The organism is Porifericola rhodea (assembly GCF_030506305.1).
Taxonomy (GTDB): Bacteria; Bacteroidota; Bacteroidia; order Cytophagales; family Cyclobacteriaceae; genus Catalinimonas; species Catalinimonas rhodea.
In genome coordinates, this window is sequence record NZ_CP119421.1 from 4116244 (window position 1) to 4136680 (window position 20437).

12 protein-coding genes are annotated in these 20437 nt (G+C 42.1%); all 12 read left to right on the plus strand.

Going from position 1 to position 20437, the window contains the following annotated elements:
- Positions 1–108: 108 nt before the first annotated feature.
- The 12 genes from PZB74_RS16940 (at position 109) to PZB74_RS16995 (ending at position 20428) form a co-directional block, all read left to right on the plus strand.
- Entirely contained in the window at positions 109–1008 is a 900-nt protein-coding gene (locus tag PZB74_RS16940; RefSeq protein WP_302238260.1) for a nucleotidyltransferase family protein, read from the plus strand.
- Between the two features lie 43 nt (positions 1009–1051).
- Entirely contained in the window at positions 1052–2152 is a 1101-nt protein-coding gene (locus tag PZB74_RS16945) for a phosphotransferase enzyme family protein (RefSeq protein ID WP_302238262.1), read from the plus strand.
- A 128-nt stretch (positions 2153–2280) separates the two neighbouring features.
- A complete protein-coding gene (locus PZB74_RS16950; protein ID WP_302238264.1) occupies positions 2281–4089 on the plus strand; it encodes a sodium:solute symporter family protein in 1809 nt (602 codons plus the stop codon).
- Positions 4090–4408: 319 nt separating this feature from the next.
- A complete protein-coding gene (locus PZB74_RS16955; RefSeq protein WP_302238266.1) occupies positions 4409–5029 on the plus strand; it encodes an RNA polymerase sigma-70 factor in 621 nt (206 codons plus the stop codon).
- 145 nt (positions 5030–5174) lie between these two features.
- Positions 5175–6191, plus strand: coding sequence for a FecR family protein (locus tag PZB74_RS16960; RefSeq protein ID WP_302238268.1), 1017 nt, complete (start codon positions 5175–5177; stop codon positions 6189–6191).
- A 133-nt stretch (positions 6192–6324) separates the two neighbouring features.
- Entirely contained in the window at positions 6325–9816 is a 3492-nt protein-coding gene (locus tag PZB74_RS16965; RefSeq protein ID WP_302238271.1) for a TonB-dependent receptor, read from the plus strand.
- 18 nt (positions 9817–9834) lie between these two features.
- Entirely contained in the window at positions 9835–11649 is a 1815-nt protein-coding gene (locus PZB74_RS16970) for a RagB/SusD family nutrient uptake outer membrane protein (protein WP_302238274.1), read from the plus strand.
- A gap of 208 nt (positions 11650–11857) precedes the next feature.
- Positions 11858–12520, plus strand: coding sequence for an RNA polymerase sigma factor (locus PZB74_RS16975; protein ID WP_302238277.1), 663 nt, complete (start codon positions 11858–11860; stop codon positions 12518–12520).
- 219 nt (positions 12521–12739) lie between these two features.
- Entirely contained in the window at positions 12740–13780 is a 1041-nt protein-coding gene (locus PZB74_RS16980) for a FecR family protein (protein ID WP_302238278.1), read from the plus strand.
- A gap of 172 nt (positions 13781–13952) precedes the next feature.
- A complete protein-coding gene (locus PZB74_RS16985) occupies positions 13953–17378 on the plus strand; it encodes a SusC/RagA family TonB-linked outer membrane protein (protein WP_302238280.1) in 3426 nt (1141 codons plus the stop codon).
- Between the two features lie 19 nt (positions 17379–17397).
- Positions 17398–18891 (plus strand): RagB/SusD family nutrient uptake outer membrane protein, encoded by a 1494-nt coding sequence (locus PZB74_RS16990; protein WP_302238282.1) that lies wholly within the window; start codon positions 17398–17400, stop codon positions 18889–18891.
- Between the two features lie 64 nt (positions 18892–18955).
- Positions 18956–20428: a sulfatase family protein gene (locus tag PZB74_RS16995; protein ID WP_302238285.1), complete on the plus strand. Its 1473-nt coding sequence runs from the start codon at positions 18956–18958 to the stop codon at positions 20426–20428.
- The last annotated feature ends 9 nt before the right edge of the window (positions 20429–20437 follow it).

A 20437-nucleotide genomic window follows, 5' to 3' on the forward strand; every position in this document is an offset into this window, starting at 1 on the left:
TTCTTAAAGTACAGTAGAAAAAACTATATCTGGCTTAATTTTAGTTTGAATTGCATAGCAAATAGAAATTTATATAGCTTTGACATTTAAGAAACTAATAATTTTTTCATGAAACCAACTCTATTAGTACTTGCAGCGGGCATGGGTAGCCGCTACGGAAGTTTAAAACAACTTGATAAGTTTGGCCCGTCAGGTGAAACCATTATAGACTACTCTATATACGATGCCATAAGAGCAGGATTCGGTAAAGTCGTTTTTGTAATCAGAAAATCTATTGAAGCTGAATTTACTGAAGTGTTTTTTAAAAAGTTTGCTGGTAAAATAGAATTGGATTATGTACTACAGGAACTGGATCGCCTGCCCGAAGGTGTTTCTCTTCCCGAAGAACGTACGAAACCCTGGGGAACAGGTCATGCGGTACTGGTAGCAGCGGAAAAAATTAATGAGCCTTTTGCCGTAATCAATGCGGATGATTACTACGGGTACAGATCCTTTCAAATCATGGCAGACTTCCTTTCAAATTTGGATAAAGTGGAGCATTGCCTGGTAGGTTATCGTCTGAGAAATACTTTGTCAGAGCATGGTTATGTGTCACGAGGCATCTGTCAGGTAGATGATAAAGAGTACCTGGAGAGCGTAAAGGAAAGAACACATATTTACCTTACAGATAACGATAAAGTTGTATATAAAGAAGGGGAGCAGGAAGTAGAACTTAGTGGGGAGGAAGTAGCTTCTATGAATTTAATGGGATTTGCCCCCGAAGCCTTTAAACAGTTTAAGGCGTCTTTTGATGTTTTTATTAAAGAAAATATCAACGATCTTAAGAAAGAATTTTTCTTGCCTTCAGTCGTCAATGAAATTATACAAACCGGACAGGCCAAAGTGAAAGTGCTTAGAACTGCGGACAAATGGTTTGGAGTAACTTATAAAGAAGATAAAGAAGTAGCCCAGCAGAAACTTGAAAAGCTGGTAGAAGAAGGTGTGTACCCAGACAATTTATGGGCTTAATACCCTTAGTCTGAGTATTGCATACCTAAGTTGTGACCGCTCCATGAAAGACATCATCAGTAAATTTGATATCGGAGCCGAAGTAGTAAATTATAAAACCTTCGGTTCCGGTCATATCAACGATACTTACCTTATAGAAGCCCATCATCAAATTGAGGGTGTAAAGCGATACCTACTCCAACGTATTAATCACCATGTGTTTCGGAATGTGGAAGGACTTATGCAAAACATGCATGTTGTTACTACTCATCTGGCAGAAAAGCTTAGCCAGGAAGATACACAGTTTACCACCGTTCATCTTATACCCAGCACAGAAGGCAAACTATTTTATGAGGATAATAGGGGTAATTTTTGGCGTGTGCAGTCATTTGTACCAAATAGCATCTCGTACGATCTTGTAAAAACTGAAGGACAGGCACACGAAGCAGGCTACGCTTTCGGAAAGTTTCAAAATTTAATTGAAGATATAGACGTCGAAAGAGTTTGTGAGACTATTCCTGATTTTCATAATATGGCTTTTCGCTTCAAAAATTTCGAGAATGCGATTGCATCAGACCCTGTGGGCAGAAGACCTTCCGTAAATAAAGAAATCAACTTTGCCGAGCAGAGAAAAGTTGCCATGCTAGCTCTTTATCAGCAGGTAGCCCAGCAGAAAGTACCTATCCGCATTACTCATAATGATACCAAATTTAACAATGTGCTTCTGGATCAGCATAGCCAGAAAGCGATCTGTGTGATTGATCTGGATACCGTTATGCCGGGTGTGGTATGGTATGACTTTGGCGATGCTGTGCGTACCATTATTAGCACAAGCGAAGAAGATGAACCGGTACTGGATAAAATTGACATTCAGCTCTCATTGTACGAAGCTTTTACAGCGGCTTATCTGGAACAGACCGCGCCTATACTTACCCCTCTAGAAGTAAGCCGTCTTAGCTATGCTGCGCAATACATGACTTTTATTATGGGGCTAAGGTTTCTTACCGATTATATCTCTGGTGATGTGTACTACAAAATTAAGCATCCCGAACACAATTTGGAAAGAGCCCGGTCACAGTTTCGTCTCGTTCAAAAGATGGAAGATAAACATGAAGAGATGCAGCATATAGTAGATAAACTGTATCATCAGGCTTTGGCAAAATAAACGTTGGCGGTAGAGTGAGCTGACACTTTTTCCTGTTATACAAATATGAAAAGATAGGCTATCCATAATGTATATACCATGAAAAAGCCTTTATTTGTAAATTCTAAACTTTCATCAAACTAAACATAATGATCTTAGGCACGCTTGATTGGACCATTATCATTGGGTTCTTTATCATCTCACTACTAATTGGAATATATGCGGCACGTACTGCGGGGAAAAGCGTCGCAAATTACTTCTTATCCGGGCGAAACATGCCCTGGTGGCTGCTAGGGGTATCTATGGTAGCTACTACCTTCTCTTGTGACACACCAAATCTGGTTACAGATATAGTTCGTCAGAATGGAGTTGCCGGTAACTGGGCCTGGTGGGCTTTTCTACTTACAGGTATGCTAACGGTCTTTGTATATGCTAAGCTTTGGAGACGTTCAAATGTTACTACCGACCTGGAGTTTTACGAACTACGCTACAGCGGTAAAATGGCAGCATTTCTCAGAGGTTTCAGAGCATTGTATCTTGGTGTATTTTTCAATATCATGGTTATGGCTTCGGTATCCTTGGCGGTTATCAAAATTGGTGCAGTAATGCTCAATTGGGAGGCCTGGCAGACATTATTAGTTCTGCTGACTATCACCGGAGTATACAGTACTATAGGTGGCCTTAAGGGTATTCTTCTTACTGACTTTTTTCAGTTTATAATTTCCATGATCGGTACGATTGGTGCAGCCATTATTCTTATTAACCTGCCGCAGGTAGGTAGTTTGGATGTATTGGTAACGCACGAAAATGTAGTGCCTAAAATGAATATTCTACCCGACTTCTCTAATACAGATATGGTAATCACTTTATTAGTATTGCCAATAGCTGTACAATGGTGGAGCGTATGGTATCCGGGAGCTGAGCCGGGTGGTGGCGGATACATTGCACAGCGAATGCTTTCTGCTAAAAATGAAAAAGGAGCCGTTGGAGCTACTCTTTTCTTTAATGCTGCTCATTATGCTTTGCGTCCCTGGCCCTGGATTTTAGTGGCTCTTGCATCACTTATTGTATTCCCTACTATTGAGTCAATGCGTGAGGCTTTTCCTGGAATAGACCCTTCCATCATTCATCATGACTTTGCCTACCCTGCCATGTTGAGCTTTTTACCCACTGGCTTTTTAGGCCTGGTAGTAGCGTCGCTAATTGCAGCTTTCATGTCTACCATTTCTACCCAGATAAACTGGGGATCTTCTTATGTGGTAAACGACTTTTATCAGCGTTTTGTAAACCCTGAAGCTACTGAGAAACAATTAGTAAACGTAGGAAGAATTTCAACCATATGCCTTCTGATTGCTACGGGACTATTCGCTCTATTGCTAAGAAATGCCTTGCAGGCATTTGATATATTACTGCAAATTGGTGCAGGTACAGGGCTTATATTTATCCTCCGTTGGTTCTGGTGGAGAATTAATGCATACAGCGAGTTGGCTGCTATGATCATTTCATTTATGGTAGCCTTATACCTGGAGTTTATCCATCCCCTGACCGGAATGGAGTTACCCAGCACCGGAGGTAAACTATTGCTAGGTGTGGGCATTACTACCATAGGTTGGGTTGTAGTCACCTTACTTACACCACCTACAGACAAGAAGACTTTAAGAAATTTCTACCGTCTGGTACACCCTGGCGGACCCGGTTGGAAAAAAGTACTGGACGATGCCGACATGGAAGGTGATACTATTGAGCAGGAAAGAGGATGGGACGTGCCTCAGGGCATTCTTTGTATGGTACTTGGGGTTATCGCTGTATATAGTGCACTTTTTGCTACCGGACAATGGCTCTATAGTAACTCTACATTGGCCATAGTTTTCACTTCTTTATCTATAGTCTCTTCAGTACTGCTATTTAAAGTCTGGAGCAAGATGAACAAAAAATCTGCTGGTGTACTGGCTAAGTAAACCTGAAATGTATTCATATTCAAAAAGCTGCTTATTCTTAGGCAGCTTTTTTTTTGCAAACAGAGTGAAAATGTGAATTTCTTGTTGGAGAAAATTACCCTGCAACTATAACTGATGTTTTTTTCTCTATTACATATGTTAAATATCAAATTTACAATGCCCGTAGCTTAACGTATATAGCTTAATCTAGAACCCTTAGCAATTATTTAATACTAATACGTAAGTGTAGGCTTTATATAAATAAGTGTTTGCACTATTTTAAGTGTTTGCGTAAATGAAATATTAGTGCTAGCTTGATAGTAAATTAAAGCAAAATATTTTGGCCTCGTCCGAAGCTACAAACCTAAAACTAGCCATTTCTACAGGAGACTCTCGTGCCTTCAAAGCATTGTTTGACAGCTATTATCCGCGCCTCTACCGGCTCGCATATCATTACTTAAAATCTGATGTAGCTTGCGAAGAAGTAGTGTCAGACGTATTTATCAAACTCTGGAACAACAGAACGAAGCTTGTTGCAATAGAAACTTTAGAGTTTTATCTGTTTCGTGCAGTTAAAAATCAGGCTTTAAGCTACCTGAAAAAAGAGATGAAAGCAGTTTATAGTTTGTACGCAAACAGCCCTTCTGAAAGTAACCGTATTGACTACCTTGAACCTGATCAAATGTTGATTGCCCGTGAGCTTAACACCTATCTTCAAAAAGCTATAGAAGAGCTTCCTGAAAGGTGTAGGACAATATTTCGTATGGTGCGCGAAGATGAATTGACTTATAAAGAAGTAGCACAGTTGTTAGATGTTTCTCCTAAAACTGTAGAAAATCAGATGAGCATAGCGCTAAAAAAACTCAAGCTCGCTCTTGACGCTTACAATCAAACTACTGCTCCCACCCAATATATCTCTTTGTTTTCTGCCTTAAGCTTGTTGGAATACATGGGTTCTTAGGCTTTGTAAAAACAGCAATACCAATCTTTTAGTACGATCTATTTTGAGATGTTTTTAAACATGAATTTATTTTTTAAAAATATTTAAAATTCTCTTTGGGGGTAAAGACCATTTTTAGAGTCTATCTGTAAAAAAGGATAGCACGGTGGACTCAAATGAATCTTTAATTGCTAAAAAGCTAAGTGGTGAGCTTAATCAAACTGAAGAAAAGTCATTTCAGGAATGGTTTATGGCCTCTGCTGAGCATCAGGCTCTTTTCAAAGAGTATCAGGAAGTATGGGAGCATGCGAGTTTTGAAACACATATTTCAGGTCAGGAAGAGGTTTATTCTAAAATCGCTAATAAGCTAAATTTAGCTAGCTCTGGCCAGCAGTTTAGTCAACCTTCCAAAAGAGTTTCTTACAACTTTTACTGGTTACGCGTCGCGGCAATATTGTGCCTTGTGCTCGGTACTACTTTTTTAGTTTACTGGAACGAGATACGTTTGACTGCTCATACCAAAACGGAGCAACAGCCAGCAGTAATGATTACCAAAAGTAATCCGCGAGGCCAAAAGTCAAACCTTAGGCTTCCAGATGGTACACAGGTAAAGCTCAATGCAGATAGTTATCTGGAGTATGCCAGCGACTTTGCCGAGGCTCGTGAGGTAAAACTAGTGGGAGAGGCATTTTTTGACGTCGTGTCTGATAGCCTTAAGCCATTCGTAGTAAATGCCGGAGACGTGCAAGTTAAAGTACTTGGTACCTCATTTAATGTACAGGCTTTTCCTTTTGAAGAGGTTATGACGGTTGCGGTAGCCAGCGGAAGTGTAATGGTAGCCCGCCAAAATGAGAAGCAGAGTGAAAGTAGTCAGCTTAAGCCTATGGAGATGCTTAAAGTAAACCACAAAACCGGCACGTTTGAGAAAGGTAAGTTCAAAACACAAGACTTACTGGCGTGGAAAGACGGTGTGCTGGTTTTTCATCAGGCAACTTTTGAAGAAATAATCCACAAACTGAAAAGATGGTATGGGGTAGATTTTATCATTCAGCGTAAAACTCCCATTACTGATGGTTTTACGGGCAGGTACAATAATACAAGTCTGGAAGTAGTGCTTGAAGGTATGAGCTTCTCCTCGGATTTTACATACCGCATAGAAGGCAAAAAAGTCTTTATCCAATAACTTAAACTACAACACTATGAAATTCAACAGCAGCTAAACCTAAAATTTCTAAGTCAGATAGGGTAGTAGTAATACTAATAACCTAATACTTTGGCTACCCTTCATCAAATAACCACCTAAGACTACTCATATTATGAAAACAACTTTTTACTGTAGATGGTCTGCTACGGCCAGACATCTGATTCTAATTTTTGTGCTTCAGTCTTTTTTCTCAACTGTACTAAGCGCAAACAATCTGCATGCTCAGTTGCAGAACAAAAGTATAGAGGAAATATACATCAGCTTACAGGTTGAAAATAACCTGATAAAAGATGTGTTCAACACTATCAGCAAGCAAACCGGTTTTTCGTTTGCTTACAATGAAGCTAAGGTCAACTTACGTAAGCGCATTAGTCTGGATGCTCAGAATGCTTCATTGGCAGATATACTTCGCGAAATTTCAAAAGAAGCCGACCTTAAGTTTAAACGTGTAAACGAATACATACACGTGGGCAAGGTAGAGCATCAGGGGGAGCAGATGGTAGAGGAGAAAATAGTTACGCAGAGCATCAACATCAGTGGTCAAGTCACCTCCGAAGAGGATGGCGAAGGAGTACCGGGTGTAAATGTTCTGGTTAAGGATACAAATATTGGTACAGTGACCGATATCAATGGAAGGTATACACTAGAGGTTCCCGATGCAGAGAGTATATTAGTTTTCAGTTCAATAGGCTTCGCCAGTGAAGAAATTTTGGTGGGAGGGCAAACTACCATCAATGTTGTATTACTACCAGATATTAAAGCTTTGGAAGAGATTGTGGTAGTGGGCTACGGAACACAAAAGAGAGCTACTGTTACTGGTTCTATCAGTACAATGCAGGGAGAAGAAATTGCTGAAGTACCCGTTCCCAATATTTCGCACTCCCTGGCCGGACGGTTGGCAGGAGTAAGTATGCGCCCCAATGGAGGGCAACCCGGCTTTGACGATCCTGACATTCACATTCGTGGGATAGTAACAACCGGAAATAACAAGCCTCTTGTAGTAGTAGATGGAGTGCGCCGCGACAATATTCGTCAGATAGACCCTAACACTATTGATAATATTACAGTGCTTAAAGATGCTGCCGCAGTAGCCCCTTACGGTATCGGAGGAGCAAATGGTGTAATTCTGATTACCACTAAAAAAGGAAATTATGGCAAACCGCAGCTTAGTCTGAGTACTTCTTATGGTATACAAAACCCAACTTATTTACCGGATATGCTAAGTGCTCGTGATTATATGATTCTCCAGAATGAAGGCTACTACAACCTGAACCCTAATGGTACTACCCCACCTAACGACCCTGAGCTGATAGAAAACTACAATCAACTGCATCAGGAAGATCCCTGGAAGTATCCGGACTCAGAGTTTTTAGATTTGTTTAATACTAATGTGCCGGTACAGAATCATAACATAGATATCAGTGGGGGTAATGAAACCCTGAATTATCATGCGGGATTCGGCTTTTACGATCAGCAGGGAATATTTGACCCCGTAAATTATCGTCGTTATAATTATAATATGAGCATGGAGTTGCAGGCAACCAGTACCACTACCATTAGTATGTCGTTGCACGGAACAGTAGAAAATACCAATGATATTGATGCTGATGAAGAAACTTCAGGTCACCTTTTCAGGAGCTTTTATAAGTTTGTGCCTACGCAGGCGCTCATTTACCCTGAAGGTGATAAGTGGGGAGAGTCATCTGCTAACTCACCTGTAGGTGTACTACGCTCCGATGGATACAGTAAAAGGGATGATAATACGCTGCTTAGCTCAATCTCGGTAGAGCAGCAGCTACCTTTTGTAGAAGGTTTAAGTGTAAAAGGAGTATTTAGTTTTGATCCTAAGCAACGTAACCAAAAAAAATGGCATGAGCCTTTTATCTACCATAAAATAGACCTTAGCGAGCAGCCTTACACCTATACAGAGGCAATTTCCCTTCAGGAAGGTGCTGGTGCTCCTTACACCTGGCTGGAATTAGAAAATAACCGCTGGACCAATTATACCTATCAGGCATATATTAACTACAACCGTGTATTTGGTCCGCATAACATTTCTGGTTTAGTTGTAGCAGAAGCAAGAGAAACAACAAATGATTTTTTCAGAACCAGAAGAAATAATTTCGCTGTAGAAATTGACGAAATGAGCCTGGGAAGCTCTGACAAGCAGGATTATGATAATGCAGGTTCTTCAGGTACCGGTAGCGAACTGGGCTATGTATATCGTTTTGGTTATACTTATAATGATAAGTACATATTTGAAGCCTCAGGTAGATACGATGGTCACTATTCCTTTGGACCTGGTAAGCGATGGGGCTATTTTCCAGCCTTTTCAGCAGCATGGCGTATCTCTGAAGAAGACTTTATGAGTCGCTTTGGCAGTATAGATAATCTGAAAATCAGAGGTTCGTGGGGTAAGTCTGGTAACCTGCCCTACATAAACGGAAATCTGGCCGCTTTCCAGTACCTATCGGGTTATGACCTCAGAGGAAATGCTTATGCGTTTGGCAATGGTACCCTGGTACAGGGCTCTCGTGTGCCTCGCGAAGCAAACCCTTACATCACCTGGGAAATATCTACAAAATACGATATAGGCTTTGACTTAAGTATGTGGAATGGACTGGTTAATGTGGAGTTTGACTATTTCCACGAAGATCGTACGGGTATGCTCCTGGCTCCCCAGGTTACCCTCCCCGTAGAGTATGGTCTGGCACTCTCTCAGGAGAACAAAGGAGAGATGAACAATAATGGTTTTGAAATTAATATTGGTACAAACAAGACTTTTAACAGTGGTCTGGAGATGAGTATAGGGGCTAACATGAGCTACTCTATGAACAATATGATAGAAGTATTTGAGACAGATGCTGAGCGCGATAACCCTAATCGTACTAAAGTAGGTCGTCCGTTTGGTACTCCCTATGGTTTTGAGGCTCTTGGACTATTTACTACCGAAGACGATGTTAATGGAGATGGTATCATAGACGCTAACGACGGCTATACCATTGAGCAGTTTGGAGAACTCCACCCTGGCGATATCAAATACGCTGATTTAAGTGGTCCGGAAGGGGTGCCAGATGGTAGAATAGATTCTAATGATGAGACTGTGATTGGCTATCCTGTCTACCCTGCCATGACTTTCGGACTCAACTCTATGTTCAACTGGAAAGGCTTTGATCTTTCTCTCTTCTTCCAGGGCTCTGCAATGTCCAGTATTAATGTACGTCAGTTTATGACAGTACCCTTTGAAAATAATGGCAGCAATACCGCATATGAGTACTTTGATAATCGCTGGACGGTGGATAAGCAGAATGCCAAATACCCCAGAGCTACACCATCTCCCTATGCAAATAATACCAAAAACTCAGATTTCTGGTGGGTAAATTCAAGCTATCTACGCCTTAAGACAGCTATTATTGGCTATACGCTGCCTAAGAACTTTACTGATAATTTGAGAATAGGGTCAGTTCGGTTTTATGTAACTGGTCAAAATCTGCTTACCCTTAGTGGTATCAAGCATATAGATCCGGAAATGGGCTACGAAGACCGGGAAAATGCTTATCCGGTGATGAAGTCTACCACATTTGGCCTTGATATCAGCTTCTAATCTTAAAAACTGGAACACATGACACTTAGAAAATATATACTCAAGCCTTCCATACTACTCGCTATGTTGCTTTATGCGACGGCTTGCGATCAGGAAGAATTTCTGGAAAATGTTAACAAGTCTAACCTAACGGATGTCACCCAGTGGCAGTCAGAAACCAATGCGGATATTTTTCTGAACGATGTCTACAGCGAAGTGCCTAACAGATGGAATTTTTCTGAGCATCTGGACTATTATACCGATGACTACAATATTAGCCATTACTATACAGCCTCAAACTGGCGCCAGGGGGTTTGCCAGGTGCCTCCGCAAAGTAATGCGAGTGCCTGGGGTGGCACCCATGGCCCTACAGATGGTTATACTTGGGAAACGTTTTTTACCAAGCTCAGAAAGGTTAATACCTATATTCAAAAGCTGGAAGAGTATAAAGAAAATTTCTCTGAAGACTACTACAATAAAAGAATAGACGAAGCCCGCTTTGTACGTGCCTACTTTTATAGCGAGTACTTTATGCATGTAGGTGGGCTGCCTATAGTGACACAACCCCTGGATCGTAATACTATGAGTGAAGACGAAATGCAAACGCCTCGTGCTACCTTTGGCAAGACATACAATTTTATTACAACAGAATTGGGGCAAATAGTAGAGAATGGCTACCTGGATATTAAATATAATAATGGGGATAAAGATGCAGGAAGAGCTACTCTTGGTGCGGCATTGGCGTTAAAAGGATGGATAGAGCTTTTTGCAGCCAGTCCTTTGTTTAATAGCGGATCTACTTATCTGCCCGATCCGGGTAATTATGTGCATTTTGAAAATCCTGACCCTAACCGCTGGGCTATAGCGGCTGCTACTAACAAGCAGTTCATTGACAATTACGGAGGAGGAGCACCTTACGGCCTGTATGAAGATTTGCCTAACCTGTGGAGGGAGGCAAATGAGTACAACAGTGAAGTGATCTGGGACCGACAGGTAGTAGCAAATGTAGGTGGTATGGGCGGATCGTACGAGCGTAGGGGAGGGCCAACTTATGTGCTGGGCGAATATCAAACCTGGGGCAATTATAACCCTACACAAGAGCTGGTAGATGATTTTGCCATGGCCAATGGCAAGCCCATTACTGACCCCGATTCTGGATACGACCCTCAAAATCCATATGCAAACCGGGAGCAGCGTTTTTACGACTTTATTGTGTATGATGGTGCCCCCTATAAGTTAGATTGGATGCCTCGTACAGATACCATTTTTACCAGAATAGACGAAACTTCTCCCAATCCTGATAAAACTAACCAGATAGATCTGGCAGGAAAAACAGATGTGGGAGACTCTGGCTATTATCAGAAAAAAATGCTGAACCAGGATGCTGCACCCGGTAATGATGCCAGCGGACAAAACTATATCTTCTACCGCTATGCCGAAGTGCTGTTAAACTATGCGGAAGCACAAAATGAGGCATCAGGGCCAGACCCTTCAGTTTATGACGCAATAAATCAGGTGCGCAAGCGCTCAAACCTGCCAGATCTGCAACCAGGACTGTCGCAGGAGCAGATGCGTGAGGCGATCCACCGGGAGAGAAGGATAGAACTTTGCTTTGAAAGTAAGCGCTTCTGGGATAATAAGAGGCTTGCTAAAACTGAAGAGAGAATGGGGCAGCCTCGTCATAATATGGTAATAAGAAATACGAGCCCATCGGATAATTCAGGAGATTGGGTATACAGTGTGGAAGAGGAAGTAAAGTATACTGCCAAGTTTGAGCTCAGACAATATATGAGTCCCATCCCGCAAAACGCAATAGACCAAAACCCTAAAATAGAGCAAAACCCTGGGTATTAAAGGCCTTTGAGTTAGTCATGAACAAGCTCTATTTCTGATAATTCAGTCAAAAGTAGCTTCAGTATCTGAAGCTACTTTTTTTCTTTTCAGTCTAGGTAAGTGTCTTTTACTGTTTGCTCAGAAATACATGAACCAGTGGCTTATTTTGATTTATCAGCTTAATCCTATACTTTGGTCATACACTACTGTATGCAACCACCTAGTCGTTATGAAAGCCCAGAAGAAAGGCATCAGGCCTCTACACCCTTCGTCTACTTCCAACAGCCGGCAAAATACAGGATTAACAGACCTTACTGACCTGGAGCTTTGGCAAAAATTTAAGCAGGGAGATAAAGCAGCTTTCATATTAATTTACAATCAGTATTTTGATGTTCTCTACAGCTATGGTTATCAGTTTACCCAAGATGAGGAACTAATCAAAGATTGTATTCACGATGTATTTGCCGAGATCAGGCAGTCCAGAGAACGATTATCGGATACAAATAATATTCGCTATTACCTGCTCAAATCCTTTAAAAGCAGGTTTCTGTACTATCAGAAAAAAAAGAGCTTTTTACTCAGCGAGGATTATTATTCGGATGGATATCACTTTCAATTTAGTTTTTCTACCGAGCAGAAAATTATAGAAGCGCAGATAAGCCACGAAAAAGTAGAAAAGCTTAATCGGGCAGTACAAAAGCTTAGCCCCCGGCAGCGAGAGGTAATCTACTACTTCTTCTATGAAGAACTGAGTATAGATGCTATTAAAGAACTGATGAATGTTAGTAATCGTCGCTCTATTCAAAATATTGTTTACCGCGCTTTGGCCAACCTCAAAGACTTAATTACCCTACAGCTTTTTGTGGGCTACTACCATTTGTGTATCCACTGACTTAATTTTAGAATTAGTCCTCCTGCAAGCTGAAATATATTGTTTAATACACAAAACTATAAGGTGTATTATGTGTATTTGATAATAACTACATTAATATATTAAACAGATTGTAATTATTTTAAAATAATTCATATTACCCTATGTATATCTGCTAGTTGAGTTCTTTTACTATTGAAACCCTTATAAATTGAATGACTGGGGTTGAAAAAGTGATACATGGCTCGTAAAGATATATATATAGAAGACCTGCTGACCGATGACAATTTTGTCAAATGGGTAAAACATCCGAATCAGGAGAGAAAGCAGTACTGGGAAACCTGGTTACAGGTGCACCCTGATCGGCGTAACGATGTCATGCTTGCCCGGGAAATGCTGCTGAAGGCAGACTTTGTTCATCAGCCATCAACGGAGGAGGCCAAAGTGGAAGTATTGGAACGCCTGATGGAGACTGAGCCTCAGAGGCAAAATAACAATCAATACGCTAAGAAGAGCCGCACTGCCTGGCTTACATATACTACGATGGCTGCTGCACTAGCCTTGTTGCTGCTCTTTGGAATATTTTTCTTTAAACCAAAGCAAGACACCAAAAGTGTGGCTGTCCAGCACCCAGATCAATCCTGGATAACTAAAGAGAACCCTTCCGGCATTAAATCTCAGCTGCAATTACCCGACGGTACTATGGTATGGCTTAATGCCGAAAGTAGCCTTAGTTTTCCTCTTACTTTTGACAGCACTCAGCGGATAGTAAAGCTGAGCGGAGAAGCTTTTTTTGATGTTGCCCGGGATCAAAACCGTCCCTTTACTGTGCAGTCGGGGCAGCTAAGCACCACTGCCCTGGGTACATCATTTAATATATTTTGCTACCCGGAAGAAGAAAGCGTAGAAGTATCGCTGCTCACTGGTATCGTAGAAGTTAACCGTAGAGATAGTCTTGTACAGAAACACCTCCTGAAACCCGGAGAGCAGATCATATATACTCAGCGTGAGTTTTCCAAAAGTCAATTCAGCTATAATGCTGCAATCGGCTGGAAAGAGGGACTGCTGGTATTTGAGGAAGAGAATCTGATGCACATCAAACGCAAACTGGAAAGATGGTACGGTATAGAGGTAGAGCTTATCGGAAAACCCGATCAGACCTGGAGAATCAACGGCACCTTTAAAAACCAAAGTCTGGAGCGGGTACTTCAACGTCTGCGCTATACTAAAGATTTTGACTATCAGATCAGCGGAAAAAAAGTAACAATCCACTTTTCATAACCTAAAACTATGTTAAAATGAAAACCTTAGATAATACCTCATAAAAATGCCGGCACTTCCCGAAGGAAGCAACCGGCAAAAATTTGAAGCCTCCACCTGACCTGGATGTTTGGCGACAGTAGGCCAGTGGAGATCCATCCGTTTATTATTTTCATAACAAACACCTAAAACTATGAAATTTAAAGTTTTACAAGGCATTATTGCTATGTCAAAGTTAGGGATAAGAGCGTTTTTTCTTGTGCTTATCTGTTATACCACCATTATGGCTTCAGATAGTAATGCGCAAAAGGCAAAAAGCATTCGCCAGGTTTTAATTAATATTCACCTGAAAGATGCTACGGTACAGGAGGCACTTCAGCACATAGAGCAGGCTACTGATTTTCGCTTTATGTATGATGTGAATGATATCAGGACCAGAAAAAAGATCAATTTACATGAAAGTCAGATCTCAGTATACCAGCTGCTGGAAAAGCTCTCAAGAGAAGCCTCTCTTAAATTTAAGCAGACCAACTTTGATATTGACGTAAAGAAAGTAAAGCGTAGTAGTGGCAGAAACAACAAGTCGCAGGCATATGTAGCCATATCTGTCAGCGGAAAGGTTACATCTGACGAAGATGGCGAGGGGCTGCCCGGCGTTAATGTGCTGGTAAAAGGTACGGCCATAGGTACAGTAACTGACATTGAAGGAAATTATAAGATTGAAGTTCCTGAAACAGAGAGTGTGCTGGTGTTTAGTTCCATCGGTTATCTGAGCGAAGAGGTAATAGTAGGCAATCGTACAGAAGTTAATGTTGTTTTACTTCCAGACATTAAATCGCTGGAAGAAATTGTAGTGGTTGGCTATGGTACGCAGAAAAAGAGCAACCTTACCGGAGCCGTTTCTTCTGTAAAAGCAAATGAAATTCAGGAAGCGCCATTCACTTCTATAGATCAGGGGCTGGTGGGTAGAGCATCAGGCGTAATGGTGACACAGACCTCTGGTATGCCCGGAGCGGTAGCTTCTATCCGAATCAGGGGGACCAGCTCTTTGCAAGGTGGTAATGAGCCACTGTACGTTATAGATGGTTTTCCGGTATACAATGGTGGTGGTTATGGCAGTACTGGCGGCAATGCGCGTATGAGTGGCCTGGCAACTATCAACCCTGCCGATATTGAGTCTATAGAAATATTAAAAGACGCCTCCGCTACGGCTATCTATGGGGCGCGTGCAGCAAATGGTGTAGTCCTCATCACTACTAAAAGTGGTAAAGAAGGCAGAGATCAGATTACCTTTGATGCCTACTACGGTACTCAGTCTCCGGTGCGTCAGATAGATGTGATGAACGCCCTGGAATACGCTAAGCTGGTTAACGAGGCCTATACCAATGATGGCTTAAACCCGGTTTACGACAGTGATAAAATGGCTGAGTTGCGGGCCAATCCTGAAGGTACCAACTGGCAGGATGAGGTATTTCGCAGTGCGCCTATACAGAATTACCAGCTTACCTTCTCTGGGGGCGATAAAAAAACCAATTACTCTGTTTCTGCCAATTATTTTGACCAGCAGGGCGTCATCATCAATTCAGGTTTCAAGCGCTATTCGGGTAGGGTAAACCTCTCCAGAAATGTGCTGAGCAATCTTAAGTTTGGTACCAATCTCAACGTAAGCCGTACCTCATCTGATGTGGTGCGTACTGATGCCGGGGGGGCTGCCGGGGTAGTTAATACAGCTATGAAGTTTAATCCTATACAGCCGGTTTACCAAAACGAAGCTCTTGGTGAGTATACACCGGTCAATATACCAGGTATTATTTTAGCCAATCCGGTAGCTACCGCCAGAGAGCAGGTAAGAGAAAATACCATGCTTCGCCTGTTGGGTAATATTTATGGGGAGTGGGAGATTATCCCTGACCTCAAGGCTAAAGTCTCTTTTGGTACCGACCTGGTCAATACCAAGTTTGATACTTTTGTGCCTTCCAATATTTTTGAGTCAGGAGGAGTGGCCCAGGCAGACATTAGTAGCGGTAATACAACCAACTGGCTCAACGAAAATACCCTGAGCTGGAATAAAGAAATTAATTCAGACCATTCTATTTCACTATTAGGCGGTATTACTTTTCAGCAAAATGTGTACGAAGGCCTAAGTGCCTCTTCGCAGGAATTTGTCAACAATGTACTGGGTGAAAATTCTTTGGGATCTGGCTCAGTGTACAATCAGCCCTCTTCTTCCAAAACACAATGGAACCTGATGTCCTACCTTGGTAGAGTTAACTACAACATCATGGAGAAGTATCTACTATCGTTTAATGCTCGTGTAGATGGCTCTTCTCGTTTTGGCTCAAATTACAAATACTCTTTCTTTCCTTCCGGAGCAGTAGCTTGGAGGCTGATAGAGGAAGGCTTTGTTAAGGATATGAACCTCTTCTCTAACCTGAAAGTTAGAGCTAGCTATGGTTTGACGGGTAATCAGGAAATTGGTTTATATCAGTCGCTACCCACTTTAACTAATAATACTTATACCCTTGGGCGTTCACTAGTCACTGGTTTTTATCCAAATAAAATTCCTAACCCAGACCTGAAATGGGAAAAAACCGCCCAGTTTGACATAGGCCTTGATTTTGGTTTCTTTGAGGAGAGATTGCGTTTTACCGCAGATTATTATCATAAGAAAACAACGGACCTGATATACAATGTAGCGGTACCTTATGTATCGGGTTTTGATACTTCTTTGCAAAATATCGGTAGTGTAGAAAACCGTGGTATAGAGCTCGCTATCGGTAGCGATATCATAGCTACTCCAGATTTTCGCTGGACTTCTTCATTTAACATTTCTTTTAACCGCAACAAAGTGCTGGAGTTGGGAGGAGAAGAGTATAAAGATGTAGGGGACGGAGATGGTCACCTTAAAACTGGTTCGGTACACCGACTCATTGTAGGTGAGCCTATCGGCCTTTTTTACGGTTATGTGTTTGATGGTATTTTCCAGAATCAGGCTGAACTGGATGCAGGACCCAGAAGCCCTACCAACTGGATAGGAGGTAGGCGCTACCTTGATCTGGGTGGCCCAGAAGGTGAGCCAGATGGTAACGTAAATGCTACTTATGACCGAACGGTAATCGGTGACCCCAATCCTGATTTCTTTGGTGGATTTACCAATACCTTCTCTTACAGGGGCGTGGAGCTTAATGTATTTATGCAGTATTCTTATGGTAACGATCTGTTCAACTATAACGCTATGGAGCTGGAGTTACCTTCTGGCGGGCAAAATGTATATGCTGATCTGGTTAATCGCTGGACGCCAGAAAACCCTAGTGATGTATACCCGGTGGCTACTACTAACCGTTCGGCAGTATTTAGCGATGCCTACATTGAAGACGGCTCTTACCTTAAAGTCAAAACGATGACGCTGGCTTATACTTTTCCTATGCTAAACAGCCAAAAGTTAAGCGGACTAAAACTTTACCTAACCGGGCAGAACCTGCTCACCTTTACTGATTATTCAGGCTACGATCCGGAAGTTAGCTATCGTGGAGCTTCCAACTTGCAAATGGGTGAAGACTTTGGAGGCTACCCTCAGTCCAGAACGTTTATGTTAGGCGTTAAGATGAACTTACAATAACCTAAACACGACACGAATTATGAAAAAGATATATTTATCCCTAATTATATATATTGGTTTCAACCTACTGCCATCCTGTACAGATGACTTTCTGGAAGAAAAGCCTGAAGACCGCTTTGTTATAGACAACTTCTACAGCAGTAGAACAGATGCTGAGGCTGCCGTAGCAGCAGTGTATCAGCAGTTGTATAGCATCTATGAGCGTTACATATTTTTACTGAATGCTCTGCCCGCAGATGATGAGAAAAATGGGCTGGGAATGCCCAATCAGTATTTGCAAAACCTGGAGTTTCTACGCCATACGTCAGAGAACCAGTTTACACGACAGATGTGGCAATACAACTACTCAGGGATAGCACGAGCCAATACTGCTATTCTCAACATTCCGAACATCAATATGGATGAGGAGATAAAAAACCGTCTGGTAGGCGAAACAAAATTTCTGAGGGCACTATACTATTTTAACCTGGTGCGTTTTTACGGAGATGTGCCACTTTTGCTAAAGCTGGAGACGGTAGAAGATGCACTGGGCGCACGTACCCCCAAAGCAGAGGTATACAACCAGATTATACAGGACTTAAATGATGCAGAGGCAGCATTACCCATAACATACAGTGACAAAGATATGGGAAGAGCTACCCGTGGCGCAGCCAAAATATTATTGGGCAAAGTTTACCTGACCATGCATGAATACCAGAAAGCAGCAGATAAGCTGGCCGAAGTGGTGGAAAATGAAGGAGCTTACGGCTATGGTCTGCATGATAACTATGGCGATAACTGGGAGCCGGCTACGGAAAACGGACTGGAGATGGTATTTGCCATAGAGTTTATGGACCCTCCCGGAAACGGTAATTCCGCCATGATTTTGCAGGGCCCTAAATATTCACTACCTGGTGGCTTTAGCGTGCTTGGGCTTACCAACTCCAACGAGGCAGACATTCCCACCCGTGATTTATATGATCGTTTTTCTGATGCTGATGAGCGTAAAGCTGCAACATTTACAACAGATTTTGTAAGTTTGACGGATGGTTCTGTGCATACTTCTACCATTCCAATCTTTACGAAGTACTGGGAGGAAGGAGAAAGCAACCCTAATAATAGTGATGCCAATATGCATATAATACGCTATGCCGATGCCTTGCTAATGTATGCGGAGGCGCTTAATGAAGTAGGGCAGACTGATAAGGCTCTTGAGTATCTTAACCGAGTTCGGGAAAGGGCTTTTAACTCTACAGATTACAACTATAGTAACTTATCAGCAGATGAGTTTCGTACGGCTGTATGGCTGGAGCGTCGCCTGGAACTGGCAATGGAAGGTCATCGCTGGTTTGATCTGGTACGTACCGGTAGGTTTATTGAGCGTATGAAAGAGCATGCTGCTTATGAAGCCTCAGTAGCTGAAAGTAATAAGGTGGAAATAGCGCAGAATATACAGGATTACATGATTTTGATGCCTATTCCGCAAAGAGAAGTAGACTTAAATGCAGAACTGGACCAAAATCCCGGATATTAATAAATAATTATATTTGAGAAAGCTTGTCATAGTACAGGCTTTCTTTTATAAGCTAAATATACAAATGCCTATCTTACTGTATTACTTTTTAATTAGCATTTTTTGTGTTTGCTCTTTACATGCTCATGCTCAAAAGAAGCGCTCAACACAAGATCTGCCTAATATTGTTTTAATTTATGCGGATGATTTAGGATATGGAGATCTGGGTACTTATGGTGCACTTGAATTTGAGACTCCACATCTGGATCAACTGGCAGCTGAAGGCATGCGCTTTACCAATTTTGAAGTCACACAGGCTGTATGTTCAGCATCACGTGCATCCATTCTTACTGGCTGCTATGCAAACCGCCTAAGCATGGGAGGTGCGCTGAACCCACATGCCAAAAAAGGCTTGCACCCCGATGAAGAAACGCTTGCCGAACTTGTAAAACGCGCAGCTGATTATAGTACCGCTATGTATGGCAAATGGCATCTGGGTCACCTTAAACCCTTTCTGCCAACGCGACAGGGCTTTGATGAATATGTGGGAGTTCCATACTCTAACGATATGTGGAAGTGGAATTACGACATGAAGTTAGCCACTGAAGAAACTCATGCCCGCAAAGCCAGCTACCCGGAACTTCCGCTCATGGCTGGCGATACGGTGTACAAAGAGCTTCAAGACCTAGACGATCAGGCAGAATTGACCACTATCTATACAAAAAAAGCCGTAGAGTTTATCCATAAGAACAAAGAGAAGCCTTTTTTTCTCTGTGTTCCTCATTCTATGCCCCATGTGCCGTTGGCCGTATCGGACAAGTTTAAAGGGAAAAGTGCTCAGGGCTTGTACGGAGATGTAATCATGGAAATAGACTGGTCGGTAGGAGAAATAGTAAAAGCGCTGGAACAAAACGGTCTTACCGAGAATACACTGCTTATTTTTACTTCCGATAATGGTCCCTGGCTAAATTTTGGTGAACATGCCGGTTCTACTGCCGGGCTCAGAGAGGGAAAAGGAACCAGCTTTGAAGGAGGTGTACGCGTACCCTGTATTATGAAATGGCCTCGCCAGATCAAGGCAGGGCAAGTATGCAACAAGCTGGCTGCAACCATAGATTTCTTTCCTACAATTGCCGAAATATTGCAAGTAGAACTGCCAGATAAAAAGATTGATGGGGTAAGTATTCTTCCCCTCATGAAAGGAGAAGCAGGTGCTAAACCCCGTGAAGTTTTTTACTATTATTACCAAAGAAATGCATTGGAAGCCGTTCGTAGAGACCACTGGAAGCTAGTACTACCGCATACGCATCGTACCTACGTAGCTCAGGAACCCGGTAAAGGTGGAGTATTCGGCTCTATAGACCATGTGCAAACCGAAATGGCACTTTACGATCTTCGTCGCGACCCGGGGGAGCGCTACGATGTACAATCATACTACCCAGAAATTGTTAAGGAGTTGCAAAAATTAGCAACTCAGGCTCGTGAAGATCTGGGAGATGAGCTTCACAATATTGAAGGCCCCAACATCAGGGCAGCAGGACATATCAGTCAATTTTAAACTCACAAA